The sequence below is a fragment of the Streptomyces sp. NRRL S-455 genome, assembly GCF_000717875.1.
Classification (GTDB): Bacteria; Actinomycetota; Actinomycetes; order Streptomycetales; family Streptomycetaceae; genus Streptomyces.
The window spans coordinates 1-19,694 of record NZ_JOCT01000037.1; the positions used below are offsets into that span (position 1 = coordinate 1).

The 19,694-nt window shown below is 68.4% G+C and carries 15 protein-coding genes and 2 pseudogenes; 11 read left to right on the forward strand and 6 right to left on the reverse strand.

Annotated elements, in window-relative coordinates; translation table 11 throughout:
• Positions 1 to 363: pseudogene (locus IE97_RS38930) on the reverse strand (glycoside hydrolase family 32 protein); the annotation flags it as partial.
• 553 nt (positions 364 to 916) lie between these two features.
• Here IE97_RS38930 and IE97_RS0134740 point away from each other — a divergent pair.
• The 10 genes and pseudogenes from IE97_RS0134740 (at position 917) to IE97_RS43880 (ending at position 14,980) form a co-directional block, all read left to right on the forward strand.
• Positions 917 to 1,924 carry a LacI family DNA-binding transcriptional regulator gene (locus IE97_RS0134740; RefSeq protein WP_030250041.1) on the forward strand — a complete coding sequence of 336 codons (1,008 nt, stop codon included), beginning with the start codon at positions 917 to 919 and terminating at the stop codon, positions 1,922 to 1,924.
• Positions 1,925 to 2,337: 413 nt separating this feature from the next.
• A complete protein-coding gene (locus IE97_RS0134745) occupies positions 2,338 to 3,636 on the forward strand; it encodes an extracellular solute-binding protein (RefSeq protein ID WP_030250044.1) in 1,299 nt (432 codons plus the stop codon).
• Positions 3,637 to 3,678: 42 nt separating this feature from the next.
• Positions 3,679 to 4,662: a carbohydrate ABC transporter permease gene (locus IE97_RS0134750; protein WP_234331892.1), complete on the forward strand. Its 984-nt coding sequence runs from the start codon at positions 3,679 to 3,681 to the stop codon at positions 4,660 to 4,662.
• A gap of 6 nt (positions 4,663 to 4,668) precedes the next feature.
• Positions 4,669 to 5,556, forward strand: a complete 888-nt coding sequence (locus tag IE97_RS0134755) for a carbohydrate ABC transporter permease (protein ID WP_037834534.1) — start codon at positions 4,669 to 4,671, stop codon at positions 5,554 to 5,556.
• A gap of 65 nt (positions 5,557 to 5,621) precedes the next feature.
• Positions 5,622 to 7,919 (forward strand): glycoside hydrolase family 3 N-terminal domain-containing protein, encoded by a 2,298-nt coding sequence (locus IE97_RS0134760; RefSeq protein ID WP_030250054.1) that lies wholly within the window; start codon positions 5,622 to 5,624, stop codon positions 7,917 to 7,919.
• A 163-nt stretch (positions 7,920 to 8,082) separates the two neighbouring features.
• Entirely contained in the window at positions 8,083 to 9,558 is a 1,476-nt protein-coding gene (locus tag IE97_RS0134765) for a glycoside hydrolase family 32 protein (RefSeq protein ID WP_037845274.1), read from the forward strand.
• Positions 9,559 to 9,669: 111 nt separating this feature from the next.
• Positions 9,670 to 12,606 (forward strand): discoidin domain-containing protein, encoded by a 2,937-nt coding sequence (locus IE97_RS39535; RefSeq protein WP_051705235.1) that lies wholly within the window; start codon positions 9,670 to 9,672, stop codon positions 12,604 to 12,606.
• Between the two features lie 27 nt (positions 12,607 to 12,633).
• A pseudogene (locus IE97_RS43280) lies at positions 12,634 to 12,752 on the forward strand (IS5/IS1182 family transposase); the annotation flags it as partial.
• A gap of 170 nt (positions 12,753 to 12,922) precedes the next feature.
• Positions 12,923 to 14,263 carry a VCBS repeat-containing protein gene (locus tag IE97_RS0134775; protein ID WP_030250064.1) on the forward strand — a complete coding sequence of 447 codons (1,341 nt, stop codon included), beginning with the start codon at positions 12,923 to 12,925 and terminating at the stop codon, positions 14,261 to 14,263.
• A gap of 237 nt (positions 14,264 to 14,500) precedes the next feature.
• Complete coding sequence (locus IE97_RS43880) at positions 14,501 to 14,980, forward strand: transposase (protein ID WP_158708383.1); 480 nt, start codon at positions 14,501 to 14,503, stop codon at positions 14,978 to 14,980.
• Positions 14,981 to 15,245: 265 nt separating this feature from the next.
• Here IE97_RS43880 and IE97_RS43665 read toward each other — a convergent pair whose 3' ends face one another.
• On the reverse strand, positions 15,246 to 16,001 hold the full coding sequence (locus IE97_RS43665) for an ASCH domain-containing protein (RefSeq protein WP_199809851.1): 756 nt from the start codon (positions 15,999 to 16,001) through the stop codon (positions 15,246 to 15,248).
• A 141-nt stretch (positions 16,002 to 16,142) separates the two neighbouring features.
• On the opposite strand from IE97_RS43665, the gene IE97_RS42340 reads away from it, so the two are divergent.
• Positions 16,143 to 16,292 carry a hypothetical protein gene (locus IE97_RS42340; protein ID WP_158708384.1) on the forward strand — a complete coding sequence of 50 codons (150 nt, stop codon included), beginning with the start codon at positions 16,143 to 16,145 and terminating at the stop codon, positions 16,290 to 16,292.
• 78 nt (positions 16,293 to 16,370) lie between these two features.
• Here IE97_RS42340 and IE97_RS0134795 read toward each other — a convergent pair whose 3' ends face one another.
• The 4 genes from IE97_RS0134795 to IE97_RS0134810 all read right to left on the reverse strand — a co-directional run bounded on the left by IE97_RS0134795 (position 16,371) and on the right by IE97_RS0134810 (position 19,684).
• The gene (locus IE97_RS0134795) at positions 16,371 to 17,045 is read right to left on the reverse strand and encodes a CoA transferase subunit B (RefSeq protein ID WP_324605821.1); all 675 of its coding nucleotides are present in this window, start codon (positions 17,043 to 17,045) and stop codon (positions 16,371 to 16,373) included.
• On the reverse strand, positions 17,042 to 17,797 hold the full coding sequence (locus tag IE97_RS0134800; RefSeq protein ID WP_030250075.1) for a CoA transferase subunit A: 756 nt from the start codon (positions 17,795 to 17,797) through the stop codon (positions 17,042 to 17,044). The genes IE97_RS0134795 and IE97_RS0134800 overlap by 4 nt, the downstream gene beginning before the upstream one ends.
• 130 nt (positions 17,798 to 17,927) lie before the next feature.
• Positions 17,928 to 18,710, reverse strand: coding sequence for an SDR family NAD(P)-dependent oxidoreductase (locus tag IE97_RS0134805; protein ID WP_037834530.1), 783 nt, complete (start codon positions 18,708 to 18,710; stop codon positions 17,928 to 17,930).
• Positions 18,707 to 19,684, reverse strand: coding sequence for a fumarylacetoacetate hydrolase family protein (locus tag IE97_RS0134810; RefSeq protein ID WP_030250084.1), 978 nt, complete (start codon positions 19,682 to 19,684; stop codon positions 18,707 to 18,709). Before IE97_RS0134810 ends, IE97_RS0134805 begins: the two co-directional genes overlap by 4 nt.
• Positions 19,685 to 19,694 lie beyond the last annotated feature (10 nt).

The window sequence follows — 19,694 nt, forward strand, 5'->3', positions numbered from 1 at the left end:
CGCGCTGCCGGAGAACACCATCTCCTCGTCATCGTGCGACAGCGCGAGCGGCAACTCCTCCCAGTGCACGAGGTCCCGGCTCACCGCGTGCCCCCAGGACATGTCGCCCCAGGAGTTGCCGTTCGGGTTGTACTGGTAGAAGAGGTGGTACTCGCCCTGGTAGTACACGAGACCGTTGGGATCGTTCATCCAGTTCTTCTGCGCAGTGAAGTGGAACTGGGGTCTGTAGGTCTCGGTGTACGCCGGGGCGTCGGCAGCGCCCGCCGGCTGCGGGGCGAGCGGGACTGCGGACAGGGCGCAGACGGTCGCCACCGCCGCCACCATCCGTATGCGGGCATGCCGGGATACGCGTGCAGAGCTCATGGTGTCTCCTAGTCCCGCGGTCGTCCGCGCAGCGCTGACTGCGGCCCCGGTGCGGACGGACCGAAAAAATGACGTCTCGGGCCGGCGTCGTCGTCCACGCCGCCGACCGAGGTGTCAACGTTGACTTGTGTCAGCGATGACATCGAGAGCCCGATTATGAAGCCCCCTCCCGGCAGTGCGTCAACGGTCAGGACGCGATTGCTCCGGTGTGAGCCCGCGTTCCGTCAGGCGGGTCCGGTGGTCGCGGACTGTGCCGAGTGCCTCTGCCGTGACGGGTTCACCTGGGCATACGGGCAGGTCAGCGCAGGTGCCCGGGCAGGGGTCGGTGGTGAACCGGCAGGCTTCCGCGACACCGTCGAGGTCCAGGGCGGCCGGTTAACGAGTTGTTTCCGGCCTGTTGACCGGTCGGGCCTCGCGGTGCTTCACTTCCGGAACCGGTACCGAAACCGGTTCCGGGACCGATTCCGGTACCGGTACCAAAGTGCTCTGTACGATCGGCACCTTCGGTGCGGGAGGACGTCTCCCGCCTCTGCGGGAAGGGAGGGGAGGTGACATGGGAGTCACTATCGCCGACGTGGCCGCGCGGGCCGGGGTCAGCAAGACCACGGTTTCGCGGGTGCTGAACAGCAAGGGCGAGATCAACGAGAACACCGTCTTGAAGGTCCGCGAGGCGATCTCGGAGCTCGGCTATGTACCGAGCGCCGGGGCAGTGGGGCTCGCACGCGGCACGACACAGATGATCGGCATGCTGGTCCCCGACATGGCCTGGGCCTGGGCCGGCATCGTGCAGGCGGTCGTCGAAACGCTGGAGACCGAGGGCTTCGGACTGCGCGTGCTGACCGTGAACCGCGGTGAGGAGTCACTGCGCAGGCTGGGCCTGCAGGTCGCCGCCAAGTCGTTCGACGGGCTGCTGGTGATAGAGCCCGAGGGGGCCCTGGGAGCCATCACGGAACTGCACGAAGCCGGGCTGCCGGTGGTGCTGATCGACGACCGCTTCCAGCGGCCGGGATTCCCGTACGTGGCCACCACCAATCGGGAGGGCGGTGAGCAGGCGGCACGCCACCTGCTGGACATCGGCCGCCGGCGCCCTCTGGTGGTGACCGGGCCCGAGGAGTACGGCTGTACTCGGGAACGGCTGGGCGGCTTCGTCGACGTCTGTGCGCACGCCGGGATCGAGCTCGACCCGCGCCGCGTCATCGGCGGTGACTTCTTGTTCGACAGCGCTCGGAGCGCGGTCGCGGGTGCTCTCGCGGACGGCGTGGAGTTCGACGCGGTCTTCGGCCACAACGACCCCATGGCAGCCGGTGTGCTGGCGGCCCTGCACGAGGCCGGCCTTCGGATTCCGCGGGATGTCGCCGTGGTGGGCTTCGATGACATCGAGCTGGCGTCGTACACCTATCCGGCACTGACCACGATCCGCCAGCCGATGCGGGAAATGGGCGAGGCAGCGGCCCGTCTGCTGCTCGACCACGTGCGGAGATCGCCGCAGGCCGCCCCCTCGCGGATCGTTCCCACCAGCCTCGTCGTCCGTGGCTCGACGTTAGAGCCGAGCTCGAACTGACGTCACGTCATCGCGAGGCGCGCAACTGAGGGCGCCTCGCGGCCGGGCGGTGTGTCGCCGGCGACGCACCGCCCGGGCTCCCTGAAACCCCGGCGCACCACTTCGGCCTCGCCTTCCGCACCACTCCGGTCGGCTTCGCCCGCCTTTACGCGGCACCGCCCACCTGTGCCTTTCCACCTGCGCCTTTCCACCCGCGCGTTCCCGATCCGGGACACCGAAGGGTGGGCCTGGCCACCCGCCCGGCCGCCACCCACTCCGCGACGGATGCTCCAGCCACGACCCGCGGCTGACCATCGACGCCGCTGCCACCGCACACGGTCTCCACTCATGTGCTGACCCATCCGGGCGTCCGCCCGCTCCCACCCTTCGCCGCCCCCCGGCCTCCGTATCGCTCAACGGCAAGGAGCCGCACCATGCGTATATCCGCCCGTCACGCTGTCAGAACCGTCCAGACCCTGTGCGTCACCGTCACGGCTGCCCTGGTGGCCACCGGCTGCGGCCGCAGCGACGACTCCGGCCCCGGCAACGACGCGCCCGCCGAGATCGGCGCCGGCAAGGCCAAGGGGACCGTGGTCATGTGGTCCATGGGCGACCCCGACGAGGACCTGAAGGAGCTGGCCAAGAAGTTCGAGCAGGAGAACCCGGACGCCGACGTCAAGATCACCGCGGTCCCGTGGGACGGCGCCCACGACAAGCTGACCACCGCGATAGCCGGCGGCAACACACCGGACATGTCCATGGTGGGCACCACCTGGATGGCCGAGATGGCCGCCCTGAACGGCTTCCAGGCCACCCCGAAGTCGATCAAGTCGTCGGACTTCTACCCCGGCCAGTGGGACACCACCAAGTACAAGGGCACCTCCTACGGTGTCCCGTTCATCGCCGACACCCAAGCGGTCTTCTACCGGACCGACATCACCAAGAAGGCCGGTATCAAGGGCGCCCTGGCCGGCGACCGGGCCGGATACCTGAAGGACCTCAAGGCCATTCAGGCCACCGCCGGCAAGGAGAACCCCGAGCTGCGCCATGCCAGCGGGCTGGTGATGGGCTTCAACTCCTGGATTTTCTGGGTGCCGTTGGTCTGGCAGCAGGGCGGTGACATCTACGACGCCGAGACCGGGAAGTTCACCTTCGACTCGCCCGAGGTCGCCAAGGCGCTGGAGGACTACGCGAGCGTCCCGAAGGAGGGCCTGGCGCCGACCGACAGGTCGGACAACGTGCAGGGCTTCCGCGACGGGCTGATCGCCGTCTACCAGGAGGGTGCGTGGGCCGGCGGCAGCCTCCACAAGGACGCGCCCGAGCTGGACGGCAAGTGGAAGACCATGCCGGTGCCGTACACCAAGCAGCCCGCCGGGTTCGCCGGCGGCACCGACCTGGCGGTGTTCAAGGAAGCCAAGAACCCCGACGCGGCTTGGAAGTTCGCCCAGTTCCTGACCGAGCCCGCCAACCTCGCGACCTACGCCAAGGCCACCGGTGTTCTGCCTCCTTCGCCCCAGGCGTGGACGGAGGGGAAGCTGACCGAGGACGAGAACATGAAGGCGTTCGCCGAGCAGCTGGAGGTCGGCAAGGCGCCGCCCGCCCTCACGACCTGGCAGCAGATCGCCGACACCATCGACTCCGAACTGGAGAAGCTGACCCTCGGCAAGGCCACCGCCGCCGAGGTGCAGAAGACGCTGCAGTCCAAGGCCACCAGCATCGGCACCGGCCGCTGAGCGCCGCCGCCTGAGGACCCCTCGTACGGACGGATGACCCCCATGTCCACGAAAACGCTCCCCGAGCGGGGCGACACCCACGAGCAGGGCACCGCACGGCCGGAACAGAGCGTGGCCCAGGGGCGCCGGCGCTTCGTCCTCCGGGACACGGCGCGCGGTCGGCAGGCCCGGGCCGCCTGGATCCTCGCCGCCCCGTTCCTCGCGCTGTTCGCGGCCTTCATGCTGATGCCGGTGGTGTGGTCGCTGCTGATGGGACTGACCGACACCAAGAGCGCGGACCTGCGCACACCGCTGAACGTGTCGTTCGTCGGCTTCGACAACTACGTACGGCTCTTCGCGGACCCGCAGTTCTTCACGGCCCTGCGCAACACGGCCGTGTTCGTCCTGGTGGCCCTGCCCCTGACCCTGGCCGCCGGGCTCGCCGCGGCGGTCGCCCTCGACCGCGGCATCCGGCGCTTCCGGGCCGTCTTCCGGGTCGGCTTCTACCTGCCGGTGATCACCAGCATCGTGGCCGTCGCCGTGGTGTGGAAGACGCTCCTCGAACCGCGCGCGGGACTCGTGAATCTCGTCCTGGGCTGGTTCGGGATCGACGGCCCGGCCTGGCTGTCGGACACCCGCTTCGCTCTTCCCGTCATGATCGTGATGGCGGTGTGGCGCAACCTCGGCACCGTCATGATCATCATGCTGGCGGGTCTGCAGTCCGTCCCGCAGTCCCTGATCGAGGCGGCCGAACTCGACGGCGCCGGGCCCTGGCAGCGCTTCTGGCGGGTCACCTTCCCGCTCCTGCGTCCGGCCCTGCTGCTGACAGCCGTGACCACGGGCATCGGCTATCTGCAGTTCTTCGACGAGCCGTTCGTGATGACCGACGGAGGACCTCTGGACTCCACGCTGTCGGCCACGTTGTACGCCTACAAGCAGTTCGGCAACGGCAACTACGAGATGGCCTCGGCCGCCGGCTACGTCATCTTCGTCCTCATCGTCGCGCTGACCGTACTGCAGTTCCGCGTGCTGCGAGACAAGGACTGATGCCCCATGAGCACCCTCCCCACCCTGCCGACGGCACACCCGGGCACGGACCGCACCCTGAGGCGCCGCCGCGTCCGCCGGACCTGGGGCCAACCCTGGCTGTACATACCGCTCGTCGGCGCCCTTCTGCTCATGATCGCGCCGTTCCTCTGGATGCTCTCCGGTTCCTTCAAACCCGAGGCCGACATCCGCCGAGTACCGCCCGTCCTGATCCCCACGGCGCCCACGACCGCCAACTACGGTGAACTCTTCAGCACGCTCGACTTCACGAGCATGTTCGCCAACTCCGTGATCGTGGCCCTCGCCGTCACCGCGGGCAACCTCATCTTCTGCTCGATGCTCGGATACGCCCTGGCCAAGCTGGAGTTCCGCGGACAGCGCGCCGTGTTCCTGCTGGTCATGGCGACGCTCATGATCCCGGGCCTGGTCACCTTCGTGCCGCTGTACGTACTGGTGTCCAACATGCACCTGACCGGCTCCCTGCTCGGGCTGATCCTGCCGTTCCTGGCCGGTCCCTTCGGGGTGTTCCTGATGCGGCAGTTCATCTCCACCCTGCCCGACGAGCTGATCGACGCCGCCCGCGTCGACGGCTGCCGCGAACTGGCCATCTTCGCGAAGATCATCCTGCCGCTGACCAAGCCCGCCCTCGCCACCCTCGGGATCATCACCTTCCTCGGCTCCTGGAACAACTTCCTGTGGCCCCTGGTCGTGGCGCAGAACGAGAGCCAGTACACCCTTCCCGTCGGTCTCGCCCTGGCCAGCAGCGGACAGTCCTTCACCCGCTTCGGCATCCTGCTCGCCGGCGCAGTGGTCGTCCTGCTGCCGGTGATGATCGTCTTCCTCCTCTTCCAGCGCCAGTTCGTGGCCGGCATCGCCACCACCGGCCTGAAATGACGCCCGGCGCCCGCCGCCGGCCATCGACTCCCTGCCCCCGTACGACCCATCACCTGGAGAACAAAGTGGGACAGCCGGTCCGCCCTGCCGTGTACCTGGACCCGGAAGCGACCGTGGAAGCGAGAACCGAGGACCTGCTGTCCCGGATGACCCTGCCGGAGAAGGCCGGGCAGTTGCTGATGCTCGACGCACAACACGGGGACCTGGCGGACATCGTGTCGGCCAAACTGGCCGGATCGGTCCTGCACGTCTCTCCCGACCTGATGCCTCAGGCCATGGAACTGGCCCGGCGGACACGGCTCGGCATCCCGCTGCTGACCGCCGACGACGGCATCCACGGCCACTCGTTCTGGCCGGGCGCGACCATCTTCCCCACCCAGCTGGCCATGGCCTGCACCTGGGACCCCGCCCTGCTCCACCGGGTGGCCCGTGCGGCCGCCACCGAGATCGCGGCGACCGGAATCCACGGGACGTTCTCCCCGGTGCTCTGCATCACCCGGGACCTGCGCTGGGGCCGGATCAACGAGACGTTCGGCGAGGACCCGTTCCTGATCGGTGAACTCGGGGCGGCGATGGTCCGCGGCTACCAGGGTGAGGGCCTCGGTGACCCGACGGCCGTACTGGCCTACGCCAAGCACTTCGCGGGCTACTCCGAAACCCTGGGCGGGCGCGACGCGAGCGAAGCGGATCTCAGCCCGCGCAAGCTGCGCTCATGGTTCCTGCCCCCGTTCGAGGAGGCTGTGAGGGCCGGCTGCCGCGCCGTCATGCTGGGCTACCAGTCGATGGACGGGGTGCCCATCACCGCGAACGAGTGGCTGATCAACGATGTGCTCAAGGGCGAGTGGGGCTTCACCGGGACGCTGGTGACCGACTGGGACAACGTCGGCCGGATGGTCTACGACCAGCGGACCTGCGCCGACTACGCCGAGGCGGCGGCGGTCGCCGTCAACTCCGGGAACGACCTCATCATGGCCACCCCCGCGTTCTTCGAGGGCGCGCAGGAGGCGGTCGCCCGCGGCCTGGTCGAGGAGAAACAGATCGACGACGCCGTGCGGCGGGTTCTGCGGCTGAAGTTCGAGCTAGGGCTCTTCGAGGACCCTCGCACCCCCGACCCCGAGCGGCAGGCGCAGGTGATCGGCTGCCGTGAACACGCCGACCTCAACCTCGAGACCGCCCGACGCTCCCTGGTGCTGCTGCGCAACGACGGGATCCTGCCCCTCGAAGGCGGGCTGACCCCCGACGGAACCGGCCGCGCCGCGAGCCGGGGCACCCCACGGACGATCGCGGTCATCGGCCCCAACGCCGACAGCACGGAAGCCATGCTCGGCGACTGGGCCGGCGCCACCGGCCAGGTTCCCTGGATGCCCGAAGGACATCCACGGGAGTCGGTGGAGACAGTGCTCGACGGCCTTCGCGCCGTCGCACCCGCCGACTGGACCATCACGTACACCCGCGGAGCCGACATCGAAAGCCCCGACCAGGACACGGGCTGGACCACCGGGCCGGACGGCCAGCCACAGCCGGCCGTTTTCACCCCCGCCCCGGTCGACCGGGCCCAACTCCAGGAGGCCATCGCCGCCGCGGAGGCCGCCGACTACGCCGTCGTGGTCGTGGGGGACACCATCGCCCTCACCGGCGAGGTGCGCTCCACGGCCACGCTCGACCTCCAAGGCGGCCAGATCGCACTGCTGGACGCGGTCGCCGCCACCGGCACACCGATGATCGTCGTACTCGCCCAGTCCAAGCCGAGCACCCTCCCGGACTCGGCACTGAACGCGGCGGCACTCATCGAGGCGTTCAACCCGGGCATGCGCGGCGGCCGCGCCGTCGCCGAACTCCTCCTCGGACTCACCGAACCCAGCGGCCGGCTCCCGGTCTCCTTCGCACGCCACGTCGGGCAGCAGCCGGTCTTCTACAACCAGGTGCGAGGCCAGCACGGCAACCGCTACGCGGATCTCACCCAGGACCCCCTGTTCGCGTTCGGCGAGGGCCTCACCTACACCACCGTCACCTACTCCGACCTCGTCGTGCACGACCCGGACGTCCCCGCCGACGGCACCGTCCACGCCACGGTACGACTCACCAACAGCGGCAGCCGCCCTGCCCTGGAAACGGTCCAGGCGTACATCAGCGACCTGACCACCAGCGTCACCTGGGCCGAGCAGGAGCTGAAGGCGTTCACCCAGGTCGAAATCCCGCCCGGCGAAAGCCTGGACGCCACCATCGGCATCCCTGCCGCGCGGTGCTCACTCGTCACGGCCGACAACCGCCGCGTGGTCGAACCGGGTGAGTTCGCACTCCGCGTCGGGCCCAGCTCACGACGGGAGCAGCAACTGAGCGCGCAGTTCCGCATCCGGGCCTGAAGGTCGTATCCCGGACTGGAGGCCGTATCCCCGGTCCTGATGGCCGTATCCCCGGGCCTGAAGGCCGTACGCGGCTTGAAGACCCCGCCCCGCCGGCCCGGCCGCCCCGCCGAACCGAGGGCCGGCGGGGCGGGCCCCCTCCGAAACACCGAAAGGCACGCGTGTGTCCACCCACCCCCGCGATCCGCACCGCCCCGTGGCGCACCTGCGCCCGCCCCGCAACTGGATCAACGACCCCAACGGGCTGGCCTTCCACGACGGCCACTACCACGTGTGCTACCAGTACAACCCGTACGGAGCGACCCACGCGAACCTGAACTGGGGCCATTTCCGCAGCCCCGACCTGCTGACCTGGGAGCCGCTGCCGATCGCCCTGTCCCCGACCCCGGGCGGCCCGGACGCCGACGGCTGCTTCTCCGGCAGCGCCGTGTCCGACGGCGAACGGCTGGTCGCCTTCTACTCCGCGCACCGCGAGGACCGCTCGTCCCAGCACCAGCCGGTCACCTCCGCCGTCTCCCTGGACGGCGGCCGCACCTTCACCCCGCGTGGAGAACTGCTCATCCCCGAGCCGCCCGAGGGCTGCACCATGTACCGCGACCCGTACGTCTGGCAGCACGGCGACGGCTGGCGGATGCTGGTCGGCGCCGCCCTCGCGGACGGTCGCGCCGCCGCCCTCCGCTACGACTCGCCCGACCTGGAGACCTGGACCTACCGGGGCCCCTTCACAGCCCGCGAGAAGGAGCCGATCAGCGGCACCGGCCTGCTCACCGGCGAGGGCTGGGAATGTCCCCAATACCTCCCGGCGGCGTCCGGACGGCCCGGCGCCCTCATCCTCAGCGCGTGGAACGAAGCCACCGGACCGCAGAGCGTCGCAGCCCTGATCGGCGAGGAGCACGACGGCCACTTCAAGGCCGGCGCACCGGTACCCGCCGACCACGGCCCCGACTGCTACGCGCCCGCCCTGCTGCGCGCGCCGGGCAACCGCTGGCTGCTGTGGGGCTGGTCATGGGAAGCCCGCGACGAAGCCTGGGCCGTCGCGGACGGATGGGCCGGCGTCCTCACCCTGCCCCGCGAGATCCATGTCCACGACGACGGCACCCTGCGCCAGCAGCCCGCCACCGAACTGCTCGCCCTGCGCGGCAGGCACACCATCCACACCGCGGGCGCGACGCACGGCCCGCAGCCGGTGGACCTCGGCAACGCCGGCCACGCCTTCGACCTGACGGCCCGTCTGGAGCCGACCGGAGACGCCGCTCTGCGGCTGATCACCACGCCGGACGGCTCCGAGTACCTCGACATCCGCCTCGATGCCGCCGCGGGCGCACTCGTCGTCGACCGCAACCACGCCTCACTGGACGCCCGGGCCCGCGGCGGCTCCTACCGGATGCCCTGCCCCGCCGACCGGCCACTCGACCTGCGCGTGGTCGTCGACCACTCCATCGCCGAAATCTTCCTGACCACCACCGGCCAGGTACTCACGCTGCGCTTCTACCCCACAGGGCAGAGCCCGTGGCGACTGCAGGCCCACACCGCACCGGGTGCGCACCTCGGCTACGCGATCGACGCGTGGGAGCTGCATCCGCTCGGTGTCGGGGAGCCGAGCACCGGCACCGCGGAGCCTGCTCCGACATCGCCGTAGAGCCGTCTCCAACCCCTCGGCCCCCTCACCTCGGCGCGGTGGTGTCCCACTCGCCTTGTCCCTCTCGCCTTCACAAGCACTGAACAAAGCAGGCCCCAAGGAGGTTCTTCCATGAGCTCGTACGGTCTCGGACGACGCCAGTTCCTGGCCACCGCCGTTGGTGTCGCCGCCGCCTGGACGCAGATTTCCGGAAACGCCGTCGCCGCCCCGCAACCGCAGCAGACCGCACGCGGCAATTCCGTGCGTGTGTGGCTGACGGACATGTCGGCCGACAAGTGGGTTGCCGGCCAGGACGATGTGCTGTTCAAGGCGGAGACAACGGCCAACCCCCTCACCATCAAGATCGACGACCGCGTCAAGTACCAGAAGGTCCAGGGCTTCGGGGCGGCGATGACCGACTCCTCCGCCTGGCTCATCGACAAGCTGCCCACGGCCCGACGGACCGAGCTGATGGGGAAGCTGTTTGATCCCTCGAAGGGCATCGGCCTCAGCCTGCTCCGCTCTCCGATGGGTGCCACGGATATCAACGCGTCCGGGAACTACTCCTACAACGACATGCCGGCGGGACAAACGGACCCGAAGCTGTCCAACTTCTCCATCCAGCATGATGTGCCGTACATCATTCCGGCACTGCGGCAGGCCCTCTCCCTCAATCCGACCATCAAGATCGTGGCCAATCCGTGGAGCCCACCAGGCTGGATGAAGACCTCCGGCTCCATGATCGGAGGCACCCTCAAGCCCGAGTACACCTCTGCGCTGGCCAACTACTTCGTGAAGTTCATCCAGGCCTACGACGAAGCCGGCGTGCCCATCTCCTACATCTCGCCGCAGAACGAGCCCATGGGCACTCCCACCTGGCCCGGCATGTTCCTGTCCGCCTACCAGGAATCCGAGTTGATCCAGGAGATCGGCAAGGCGTTCGAGGCCAACGGGATTTCCACGAAGATCCTGGCCTGGGACCACAACTGGGATGTGCCCTCGTATCCGGAGACGATTTTCAGCGACCCCGCTGCCTCCAAGTACACCGCGGGAACCGGATGGCACATCTACAGCGGCACCCCGACCCACCAGACCCTGGTCCACAACGACTATCCGACCAAAGAAACCTACATCACGGAAGCCACCGGGGGCGTTTGGCAGGACAGCGACCGGACAGCGTTCAGCGAAGCACTCGGTACGTGGATCATCAACGGCACCCGTAATTGGGCGAACGGCGTGATGCTGTGGAACATCGCACTCGACCCCGACAGGGGCCCGCTCAACAGCGACACCGCCGGCATACCCATGCTGCGGGGGTTGCTCACGATCGATCCGACCGACGGTCGCGTGTCCTACAACGTGGACTACTACGCTCTCGCCCACGCCAGCAAGTTCGTCAAGCCTGGAGCACGCCGGATCTACTCGAACACCTTCGGGGAAGGAAGCGTTGAGAACGTCGCGTTCCAGAACCCGGACGGATCGAAGGTCCTGATCGCGTACAACTCGGGAAGCGCGGCGAAAACCTTCAGCGTCGCGGACGGGACGCACTCGTTCGACTACTCCCTGAACGCCGGCGACGCCGTCACCTTCACGTACACGGGGCCTGCCCAGAGCATCCACGGCCCTGCAGCCGCCAAGATCTCGGACCCGACACACGACTTCACGTTCAAGTCGACGTCCGGTCCGGTCACTGTCACATACGATCCGGCACTCCTGCCCCATCACCATTCCATCCGTACCGGAGAGAAGCTGGTCACTTACTCCCTCCCGGTCGGAGCCTCCATGCAGACGACAGGAAGGCCGCTGAGTCGCAGCGCATGGACCGCCACGGCTTCCTCGCAGCCGGACTGGGGGTTGGCCGCGAACGCGATCGACGGCGACATCGACACACGCTGGAGTCTCGGGCACGGGACCACGAGCGGCGACTGGTTCCAGATCGACCTGGGTAGCCCCACGAGCTTCAACAAGCTCGTCCTCGACACCGGCGTCGACAATTCCTTCGACTACGTCACCAAGTACCAGATATACGTGTCGAACGACGGTGCCGATTGGGGCAGCGCGATCGCAAGCGGCAGCGGGGGCATCGGAAAGATCGCCGTCACGCTGCCGACCCGGACGGCACGGTACATCCGCATCGTCAGTACCGCGGCATCCGGTTTCTGGTGGGCCATCGGCGACATCCAGGTGTACGGGTCTTCGCGTGGCACCGGTTCGATCACAGCTCCGACAGCGGTATCGAACGGACTCCAGTTGAAGACCTGGACCAGCAAGGAAGGGTCGCAGGTCACCGTGATATTCAACGGAACCGCCGACAGCAAGAGCTTTAAAATCTCCACCGACGGCTCGTACGCCTATACGCTGCCAAGCGGCACCTCGGCCATGTTCACAACCACCAACCTGTCGAGCATCCCAACGCCGAACTTCAGCAGTCTCACGCCGGACCAGGGCATGCCGCGCTCCAAGTTCACGATCCGCGGCTCCGGTTTCGGTGACGCGCAGGGACTGGGCACGGTGTACTTCGGATCAAGCTACGCCGAAATTGACACCTGGTCGGACACGAGCATCAGCGCCTACGTCCCGAGAGGGCTTCCGGCGGGGAAGGTCACGGTTTCCGTGAAGGGAACCAGCGGAGTGGACGCAGGTGAATCCTCGTTCGACGTCATAGATCCAGGTGCCGCTCTGCCGCGGACGGGTTGGACCGCAAAGGCTTCGGACGCAAGTCAGTCGGATGCGCCCGGAAACATGCTCGACGGCAATTCCGACACTCGCTACAGCTCCGGAACAGGACAGTACGACGGCCTCTGGATCCAAGTGGACATGGGACAGACACAGACCTTCAGCAAGATCGTGCTGGATGTCGGCAGCAGTGTCAGCGACTATGCGCGGAGCGCAGACGTGTACGTATCCACGGATGGAACCGACTGGACCAAGGTTTCTTCCGTTGCGGACGGCCAGCGAGTCCATCTGATTTCCTTCCCGACACAGACAGCCCGCTACATCAAGGTCGTCAATACCGGCGATGTTGCGCGTAGTTGGTGGTCAGTCGCAGAATTCAATGTCTACAACTGACGTGATCTTTCGGCGCCCATGATCCACTGGTCACGGGCCGGAGTCTGGGGCCGGCTGCACGAAGAGATCCTGCACCGGCTCGAGACGCCGACCTCCTCGACCTCTCCCGCGCCGTCCTCGACTCCGCCCACGTCCGGGCCAACGAGCCGCCCCTGCCGCTGGGGGCGTTCGGACCGATCCCTGACCCGCGTAGCTATCCGCCTGCAACCTTTTCCCCCGTCCGACTGTCTCCTGATCATCAACCGCTCCTGTCTCTGTGGTCCCTGAGAAATCAATCGGCACAGGAGCGGCGCACAGAATCATCAGGAGACACTTCATGCGCATTCGCCCCGCAGCCTGCGCGGCACTCCTCGTGGCGTCCCTCGCCCCCGTCCTCACGGCACCTCCCGCCAGCGCAGCGGCGGCCAGGTACGCGGACGACTTCAACGGCGACGGCTACCGCGACTACGCCGGCTACACCTACGAGCAGTACAGCAAGGGCGGCGGCGTCCGGATCACCTTCGGTACCGCCTCCGGACCCGGCACCCAGACCCAGTTGATCACCCAGGACAGCCCCGGTGTCCCCGGCGCCGACGAGACGGAGGACCAGTTCGGCGACGTCCGGGTGCCCGCAGACTTCAACGCCGACGGATACGGGGACCTCGCCGTGTCGGTGTCGCGCGAGGACGTCGACGGACGCACGGACGAGGGCGGCGTCGTCATCCTGTGGGGAAGCGCAACCGGCCTCTCGGGTGGCACCGCGATCCCCAACGCCGGCGCCAAGGTGTCGAACGCCCGCTTCGGCCGCGACCTCGCCGCCGGGGACTTCAACGGGGACGGCAAGAAGGACCTGGCCGCGATCAGCGGGAGCAAGGTCTACGTCTACCGCAGCATCACGCGCACCGGTGTGGCAGGCTCGGTCACCAGCCACGACAAGACGACGAGTTTCGCGCCCACGTCCCTGGTCTCGGGCAACATGAACGGGGACTCCAAGACCGATCTGGTGGTCATCGGAATCACCGACGACACCTTCGGCACGGACGCGTGGTTCATCAAGGGCGGCTCCCCGCTCAGCGCGGGCAAGACCCTGCGCCTCGTCACGGACTACGGCGACCCCAGCGAGGCGGTGATCGCCGACTTCAACAAGGACGGCTACGGGGACCTCGCGGCGGGCAGCCAGATGTACAACAACAACCAGGGCCGGGTGTCCATCTGGTACGGCTCCTCCACCGGCCCCGCTACCGCCGTCCGTATCACGCAGGCCACCACCAACGTCGCCGGCACCCCAGAGTCCGGCGACCTGTTCGGCTCCTCCGTCTCGGCCGCCGACATCAACGGCGACGGCTACAAGGACCTCGCGATCGGCGTCTTCGGAGAGAAGATCAGCCAGGAGACGACCGAGGGCGGCGTCCACGTCCTGCGCGGCAGCGCGAGCGGGATCACCGGCACCAACTCCCAGTGGCTCGCCCGCAACACCGCCGGCGTCCCCGGCGACGTCGCATGGAACGACTGCTTCGGCGAGCCGGTCCGCCTCCGCGACACCAACCGCGACGGCAAGGCCGACCTCTACGTCGGCGCCATCAACGGCTCGCTGCGCTTCCCCGGCACGTCGTCCGGCGTCACCACGACCGGTGTGACCGACGCCGACAGCGAACTCATCTGGGGCATGCTCCAGTAGGCCCGGCCTCCCGCTCAGCTGCCTGGGGTTCGCCTTGTTCGTACGAGTGCGCCCGCGTCGTGGCCGCTCGCGCAGTTCCCCGCACATTCCCGCGCCAGGAGGGTGCCGGCTGCGGTAGAGCGGTCGCGTGACTCGTGGTGACCTGACCGACGCCGAGTGGGAGTTGATCGAGCCGCACCTGCCGCTGGGGGCGTTCGGACCGATCCCTGACCTGCGTAGCTATTTCAACGCGGTGATGTGGCGGTTCCGTACCGGCAGCCCTGGCGGGATGTGCCGGACAGCTACGGCTCCTGGTCGACGATCTACGACCGATTCCGGATGTGGGCGCGTGACGCGGTCTTCCAGACCCTCATGGACGCGACGATCGCCGAGGCAGCGACCCGCGACGATGTCGATCTCAACCTGGCCAGTGTGGACTCGACGGTTGTCCGCGCGCGTCACCATGCGGCGGGCATGGTGGTCGACCCGGAACTCCTTGAGGATCTGGAGAAGGCCGTGGCGGAGGAAAAGGGGCTGCAGCAAAGGGGGCAAAACGACCCCGTAGGCGAGGGGTCCGCGGACATGGAGGATCCCGAGAGGGACCAGCGCCGGGCCGTGCGCCGACGCCGCAGGGCCCGGCTGCGGGCCGCCGAACTGGGCCGCTCCCGGGGCGGACTGACCAGCAAGGTCCACATCGCCGTTGAGCGGCGCTGCCGTCCGCTGTCCATCATCCTCTGAGACCAACGCCCAGGCCACTGTCCGGCTGCACTCCGCCGCCAAGCTCTGTCGCCACCTTGCAGCTCGCCGCCCTGGCAATCGCGCACCTGGCGTAGCCGCTCGACGCTCCTCTTCTTCGTCCCGAAGCAACTGGGGCGGGCCCTCGACGTGCGGCCTGTGCACCTCTCGCCTGGTGCGATGGTCCGTAGGCATGCGCGGTTGTCCGCCGCTGTACGTAGGCGTTGTCACGCAGTTAGACACTCACCCCTGCAGCCGGGCAAGGGATTCATGCGTCAGCCAAGCGGAACTGGACGATGGCAATATCATCGGCGGGAACGATGTCGGGGTAGTGGTACCGCAGCCTGTCGTGTAGTTCTTCGAGATCGCGGAATCCGTCAGCGATGGCGTCCTGCTCGGTCAGCTCGTCGACCTTTTTTGAGATGATCTGCGTTACGACACCCTGTAGCACCACCTCCTCATCCAGCTCGAAGACCATGTTGACCGGCCCCGTGGATACCGGATCACGGAAGCGAACGGTCGTCGTCTTCAGTCCGGTGCGGACGGCGTCGAGATAGTCCCGATGGAAATACATGGACTGCCTCGCTGTCGAATGGCAGCCCGGTTCAGAGGAAGCGGCCTGATCGGCCCATACATAGCTGTGCGGTAGGAGGCCCGCTATGGCGATGCTGCGAACCCCTTCGGCCGTGGGCACCAGGACGCGGATGTCTGGATGGTGGTCGAGAAGGACTTGTCGATCACGGCCACAAGGCGCGAGCACACCGCGGCCCCTGTCGCCGACGGCAACAATGGTTGCCAGCTCACGCGCCCCTGCCGCACGGGCATGCCCCAGTGCCACGAGCTCTGCACAGGGTCCGCCAGTGAAGTGGTAGAGGTTGATGCCACCGAATATCCGTCCTCGCGCATCTCGGACAGCGGCGCCAACCGTGTGCACCTCCCCGTCGCCGTTGGCCTCCACAATGCGCTGGGCGAACTCGACCAGCTCCATGTCCTCTTCTGTCGGAAATTGCAGGGTGCTGTCCACGCCCAGCACCCTACGGCTGGCACTTGGAGGCGACGGACCCAGGGGTGAATTGCGCGTGAGGTCGGCGGAGCGGCTTTGGGCTGGAGCTGCTTCGGGGCGAGTGATCACGGCCCCGTAAGCTGATGGCGAGTCGGGCAGTCAGTGGACCTGCGAGGAGAGCCCGGCCGGCTGGAGGGCTGCTACACCGCCGAGTCGCTGGTGACCCAGATCGCCGGCACGATCGTGCCGGAGGACATCCGCGGCCGGATCACGCGGGAGCCGACCAACTCACCTCTCCTGCCGCCCAGGTGATCCTGCGCCTCGCACTCACCCGACTGCCCGGAGAGGGGGCACCCGGGCTGGAGGACCTACCGGTTTGGACGACCGCGTTCAGCAGGCAGCGGTGACGGCGTCGGTCCGCAGGGGCGCGGCCGTCTTCGCGGTGATCTCGTCGAGGGTGATGCCGGGTGCGGTCTCGACGATGGTGAGGCCGTCGGGCGTGATGTCGAGGACGCCGAGGTCGGTGATGACGCGGTGGACGCACCGTTCGCCGGTGAGCGGCAGGGTGCACTCGGTCAGGATCTTCGGGCTGCCGTCCTTGGCGGTGTGCTCCATCAGGACGATGACCCGGCGGGCGCCGTGGACCAGGTCCATCGCCCCGCCCATGCCCTTGACCATCTTTCCGGGGATCATCCAGTTGGCCAGGTCACCGCGTTCCGACACCTGCATGGCGCCCAGCACCGCGGTGTCTATGTGACCGCCGCGGATCATGCCGAAGGACAGGGCCGAGTCGAAGAAGGAGGCCCCCGGCCGGACGGTGACGGTCTCCTTGCCCGCGTTGATGAGATCCGGGTCGACCTCGTCGGCGGTCGGATAACGGCCGGTGCCGAGGATGCCGTTCTCGGAGTGCAGCACCACATGCACGCCGGGCGGGAGGTGGCCGGGGACGAGTGTGGGCAGGCCGATGCCGAGGTTGACGTAGGAGCCGTCGGTGAGTTCAGCGGCGGCGCGGGCGGCCATCTGGTCGCGGGTCCAGCCGCGGGGCGTGTCCATCGTCGTGCTCATGCTCGTACTGTCCTCTTCTCGATCTGTTTGTCAGCGGCCTGAGCGGGGGTGAGCTCCACGATCCGCTGGACGAAGACGCCGGGGAGGTGGACGGTGTCGGGGCTCAGCTCGCCCGGTTCCACGAGCTCTTCGACCTCGGCGATCGTGATCCGGCCGGCCATCGCCGCGAGCGGGTTGAAGTTGGCCGCGGCGCGGCGGAAGACCAGGTTGCCGTGCCGGTCCCCCCGCCAGGCCCGGACGAGGGCGAAGTCGGTGGTGATGGCGTGCTCCAGGATGTGCGGTCGGCCGTGGAAGTCGCGGGTCTCCTTGGGTGGGGAGGCCACGGCGACCGAGCCGTCCGCCGCGTACCTCCACGGCAGACCGCCGTTCGCGACCTGGGTACCCACACCGGCCGGGGTGTAGAACGCGGGGATGCCCGCGCCGCCGGCGCGCAGCCGTTCGGCCAGTGTGCCCTGCGGCACCAGCTCCACCTCCAGCTCGCCCGACAGGTACTGGCGGGCGAACTCCTTGTTCTCGCCCACGTAACTGCCCGTCACGCGGGCGATCCGGCCGGCGGCGAGCAGCACGCCCAGCCCGCGGCCGTCCACGCCGCAGTTGTTCGACACGACCTGCAGGCCGGTGGCGCCCTGTTCGTGCAGGGCCCGGATCACCACTTCGGGGATGCCGCTGAGGCCGAAGCCGCCGACGGCCAGAGACGCGCCGTCGGCGATGTCGGCGACCGCCTCGTCGGCGTTCGAGCTCACCTTGTTCACGGGAGTGGTCCCTCTCAGCTGGGGAGTACGGACGACCGGCCGCCGTCGACGACGAGGTTGGCGCCGGTGATGTGGCCGCCTCGTCGGAGGCGAGGAAGACGGTTCAGGGCCACCTTCCCTTTCAGCCGCTTCAATGCCCCTCCGGATTCGAGGCAGCCGAATCCACAGCGGCTGAACCCAGAGCGTCCGAGATGGACTTGACGCCCCCATGCGTGGTGAGTCCGCCGTCGACCGGGATCTCGGCGCCGGTGATGAAGGAGGACTCGTCGGACAGGAGGAAGACCACGAGCGGGGCGACCTCGTGCACCGTGCCGGTGCGGCCGAGAGGGGTCTCGCGGATGTTCGCCTCGCGGAAGGCAGGGGCGGCGGAGGCGGTCATCTCGGTCTCGATGAAGCCGGGGTGGATCGTGTTGACGCGGATGCCGCGCGGGCCGAGCTCCGTGGCCGCGGTCTTCGACAGGCCGCGCAGTGCCCATTTGCTGGTCGTGTAGGCGACCGGGTAGTGGCCGCTGAGCGCGGCGGTGGAACCGACGTTGACGATGGACGAGCCGGGCGGCATCAGCGGCGTCAGGTGCTGGATGGCAAGGAGCGGGCCGGTGACGTTGACGGCGTGGACTCGGGCGAAGTCGTCGGGGGTCACTTCGTCGAGGCGGGCGCGCCATGTGATGCCCGCGTTGTTGACCAGGCCGTGCACCTGGCCGTACGACTCCCTCAGCTCGGCGGCCAGCTCCGCCCAGTGCTCCTCGTCGGTGACGTCGAGGTGGCGGCAGCCGGGGGCCTCGGTCACGTCGGTGGCGATGACGCGGGCGCCCTCGCGGGTCAGGGCCTCGGCCTCGGCGGCGCCCTGGCCGCGCGCGGCGCCGGTGACGACGACGACCTTGCCGAGGAGCCTCTTGGGGTGCAGATCGTTCACGGCCGCTCCCGGCTGCGGCGCCGGGCGGTCGGCAGCGGCTCCGGATTCCTGCCCGCGACCACGGTGTTGGAGACGGTGCCGATGCCTTCCACGGTGAGGGTGACGGTGTCTCCCGGCTTCAGCGGGGGCGGGGACTGCTCGCCCCGGACGCCCCACAGCTCGGCGAGGCAGCCGCCGTTGCCGCAGGTGCCGGAGCCGAGCACATCGCCGGGGCGGACGACGGTGCCCCGCGAGGCGTAGGCGACCATCTCCTCGAAGGTCCAGCTCATGTTGGACAACAGGTCCTTGCCGACGACCTCGCCGTTCACCGAGGCGGTCAGCGCCAGGCGCAGAAAGCCGTCGGTGTCGCGGTACGGCTCCAGCTCGTCGGCGGTGACCAGGTACGGGCCGAGGGTGGCGGCCGTGTCCTTGCCCTTGCACGGGCCGAGGCGGACCTGCATCTCGCGGGACTGCAGGTCGCGGGCCGACCAGTCGTTGAAGACGGTGTAGCCGATGATGTGGTCCCGTGCCTGCTCCGGCGTCAGGTCCCGCCCCTCCCGGCCGATGACGGCGGCGACCTCCAGCTCGAAGTCGAGGACTTTGCTGCCCGGCGGCACCGGGACGTCGTCGTGGGCGCCGATGACGGCGTACGGGTTGGTGAAGTAGAACGTCGGGGCGTCGTACCAGGCTTCGGGCACCTCGCCGACGCCGGCCCCGTCGACGGATCGCCGTACGCCTTCGACGTGTTCCTCGAAGGTGACGAAGTCCCGCACGGTGGGCGGCTGAAGCGGTGGCAGCAGCCGCACCTCGGACACGTGAGGGCCCGGCGGGACGTCGAGCGTGGCGGCGCCGGCGCGCAGGAGCGCGTCGAGTCCGTCGCCGCGGCTGATCAGCTCCGTGAGCGAGCGCGCCCCGGGAACCGGGTGGAGGGTGCCGTCCTCCTCCACGACGGCGACCCGTCGCTGGTGTCGATGTTCATAGGTGGCGAAACGCATGTACGGCTCC

Excerpts from the sequence above, each read along its gene's own strand:
- IE97_RS0134740 (WP_030250041.1), top strand. The coding sequence starts at position 917 with ATGGGAGTCACTATCGCCGACGTGGCCGCGCGGGCCGGGGTCAGCAAG.
- IE97_RS0134745 (WP_030250044.1), top strand. The coding sequence starts at position 2,338 with ATGCGTATATCCGCCCGTCACGCTGTCAGAACCGTCCAGACCCTGTGC.
- IE97_RS0134750 (WP_234331892.1), top strand. The coding sequence starts at position 3,679 with ATGTCCACGAAAACGCTCCCCGAGCGGGGCGACACCCACGAGCAGGGC.
- IE97_RS0134755 (WP_037834534.1), top strand. The coding sequence starts at position 4,669 with ATGAGCACCCTCCCCACCCTGCCGACGGCACACCCGGGCACGGACCGC.
- IE97_RS39535 (WP_051705235.1), top strand. The coding sequence starts at position 9,670 with ATGAGCTCGTACGGTCTCGGACGACGCCAGTTCCTGGCCACCGCCGTT.
- IE97_RS0134775 (WP_030250064.1), top strand. The coding sequence starts at position 12,923 with ATGCGCATTCGCCCCGCAGCCTGCGCGGCACTCCTCGTGGCGTCCCTC.
- IE97_RS0134795 (WP_324605821.1), bottom strand. The coding sequence starts at position 17,045 with ATGAGCACGACGATGGACACGCCCCGCGGCTGGACCCGCGACCAGATG.
- IE97_RS0134810 (WP_030250084.1), bottom strand. The coding sequence starts at position 19,684 with ATGCGTTTCGCCACCTATGAACATCGACACCAGCGACGGGTCGCCGTC.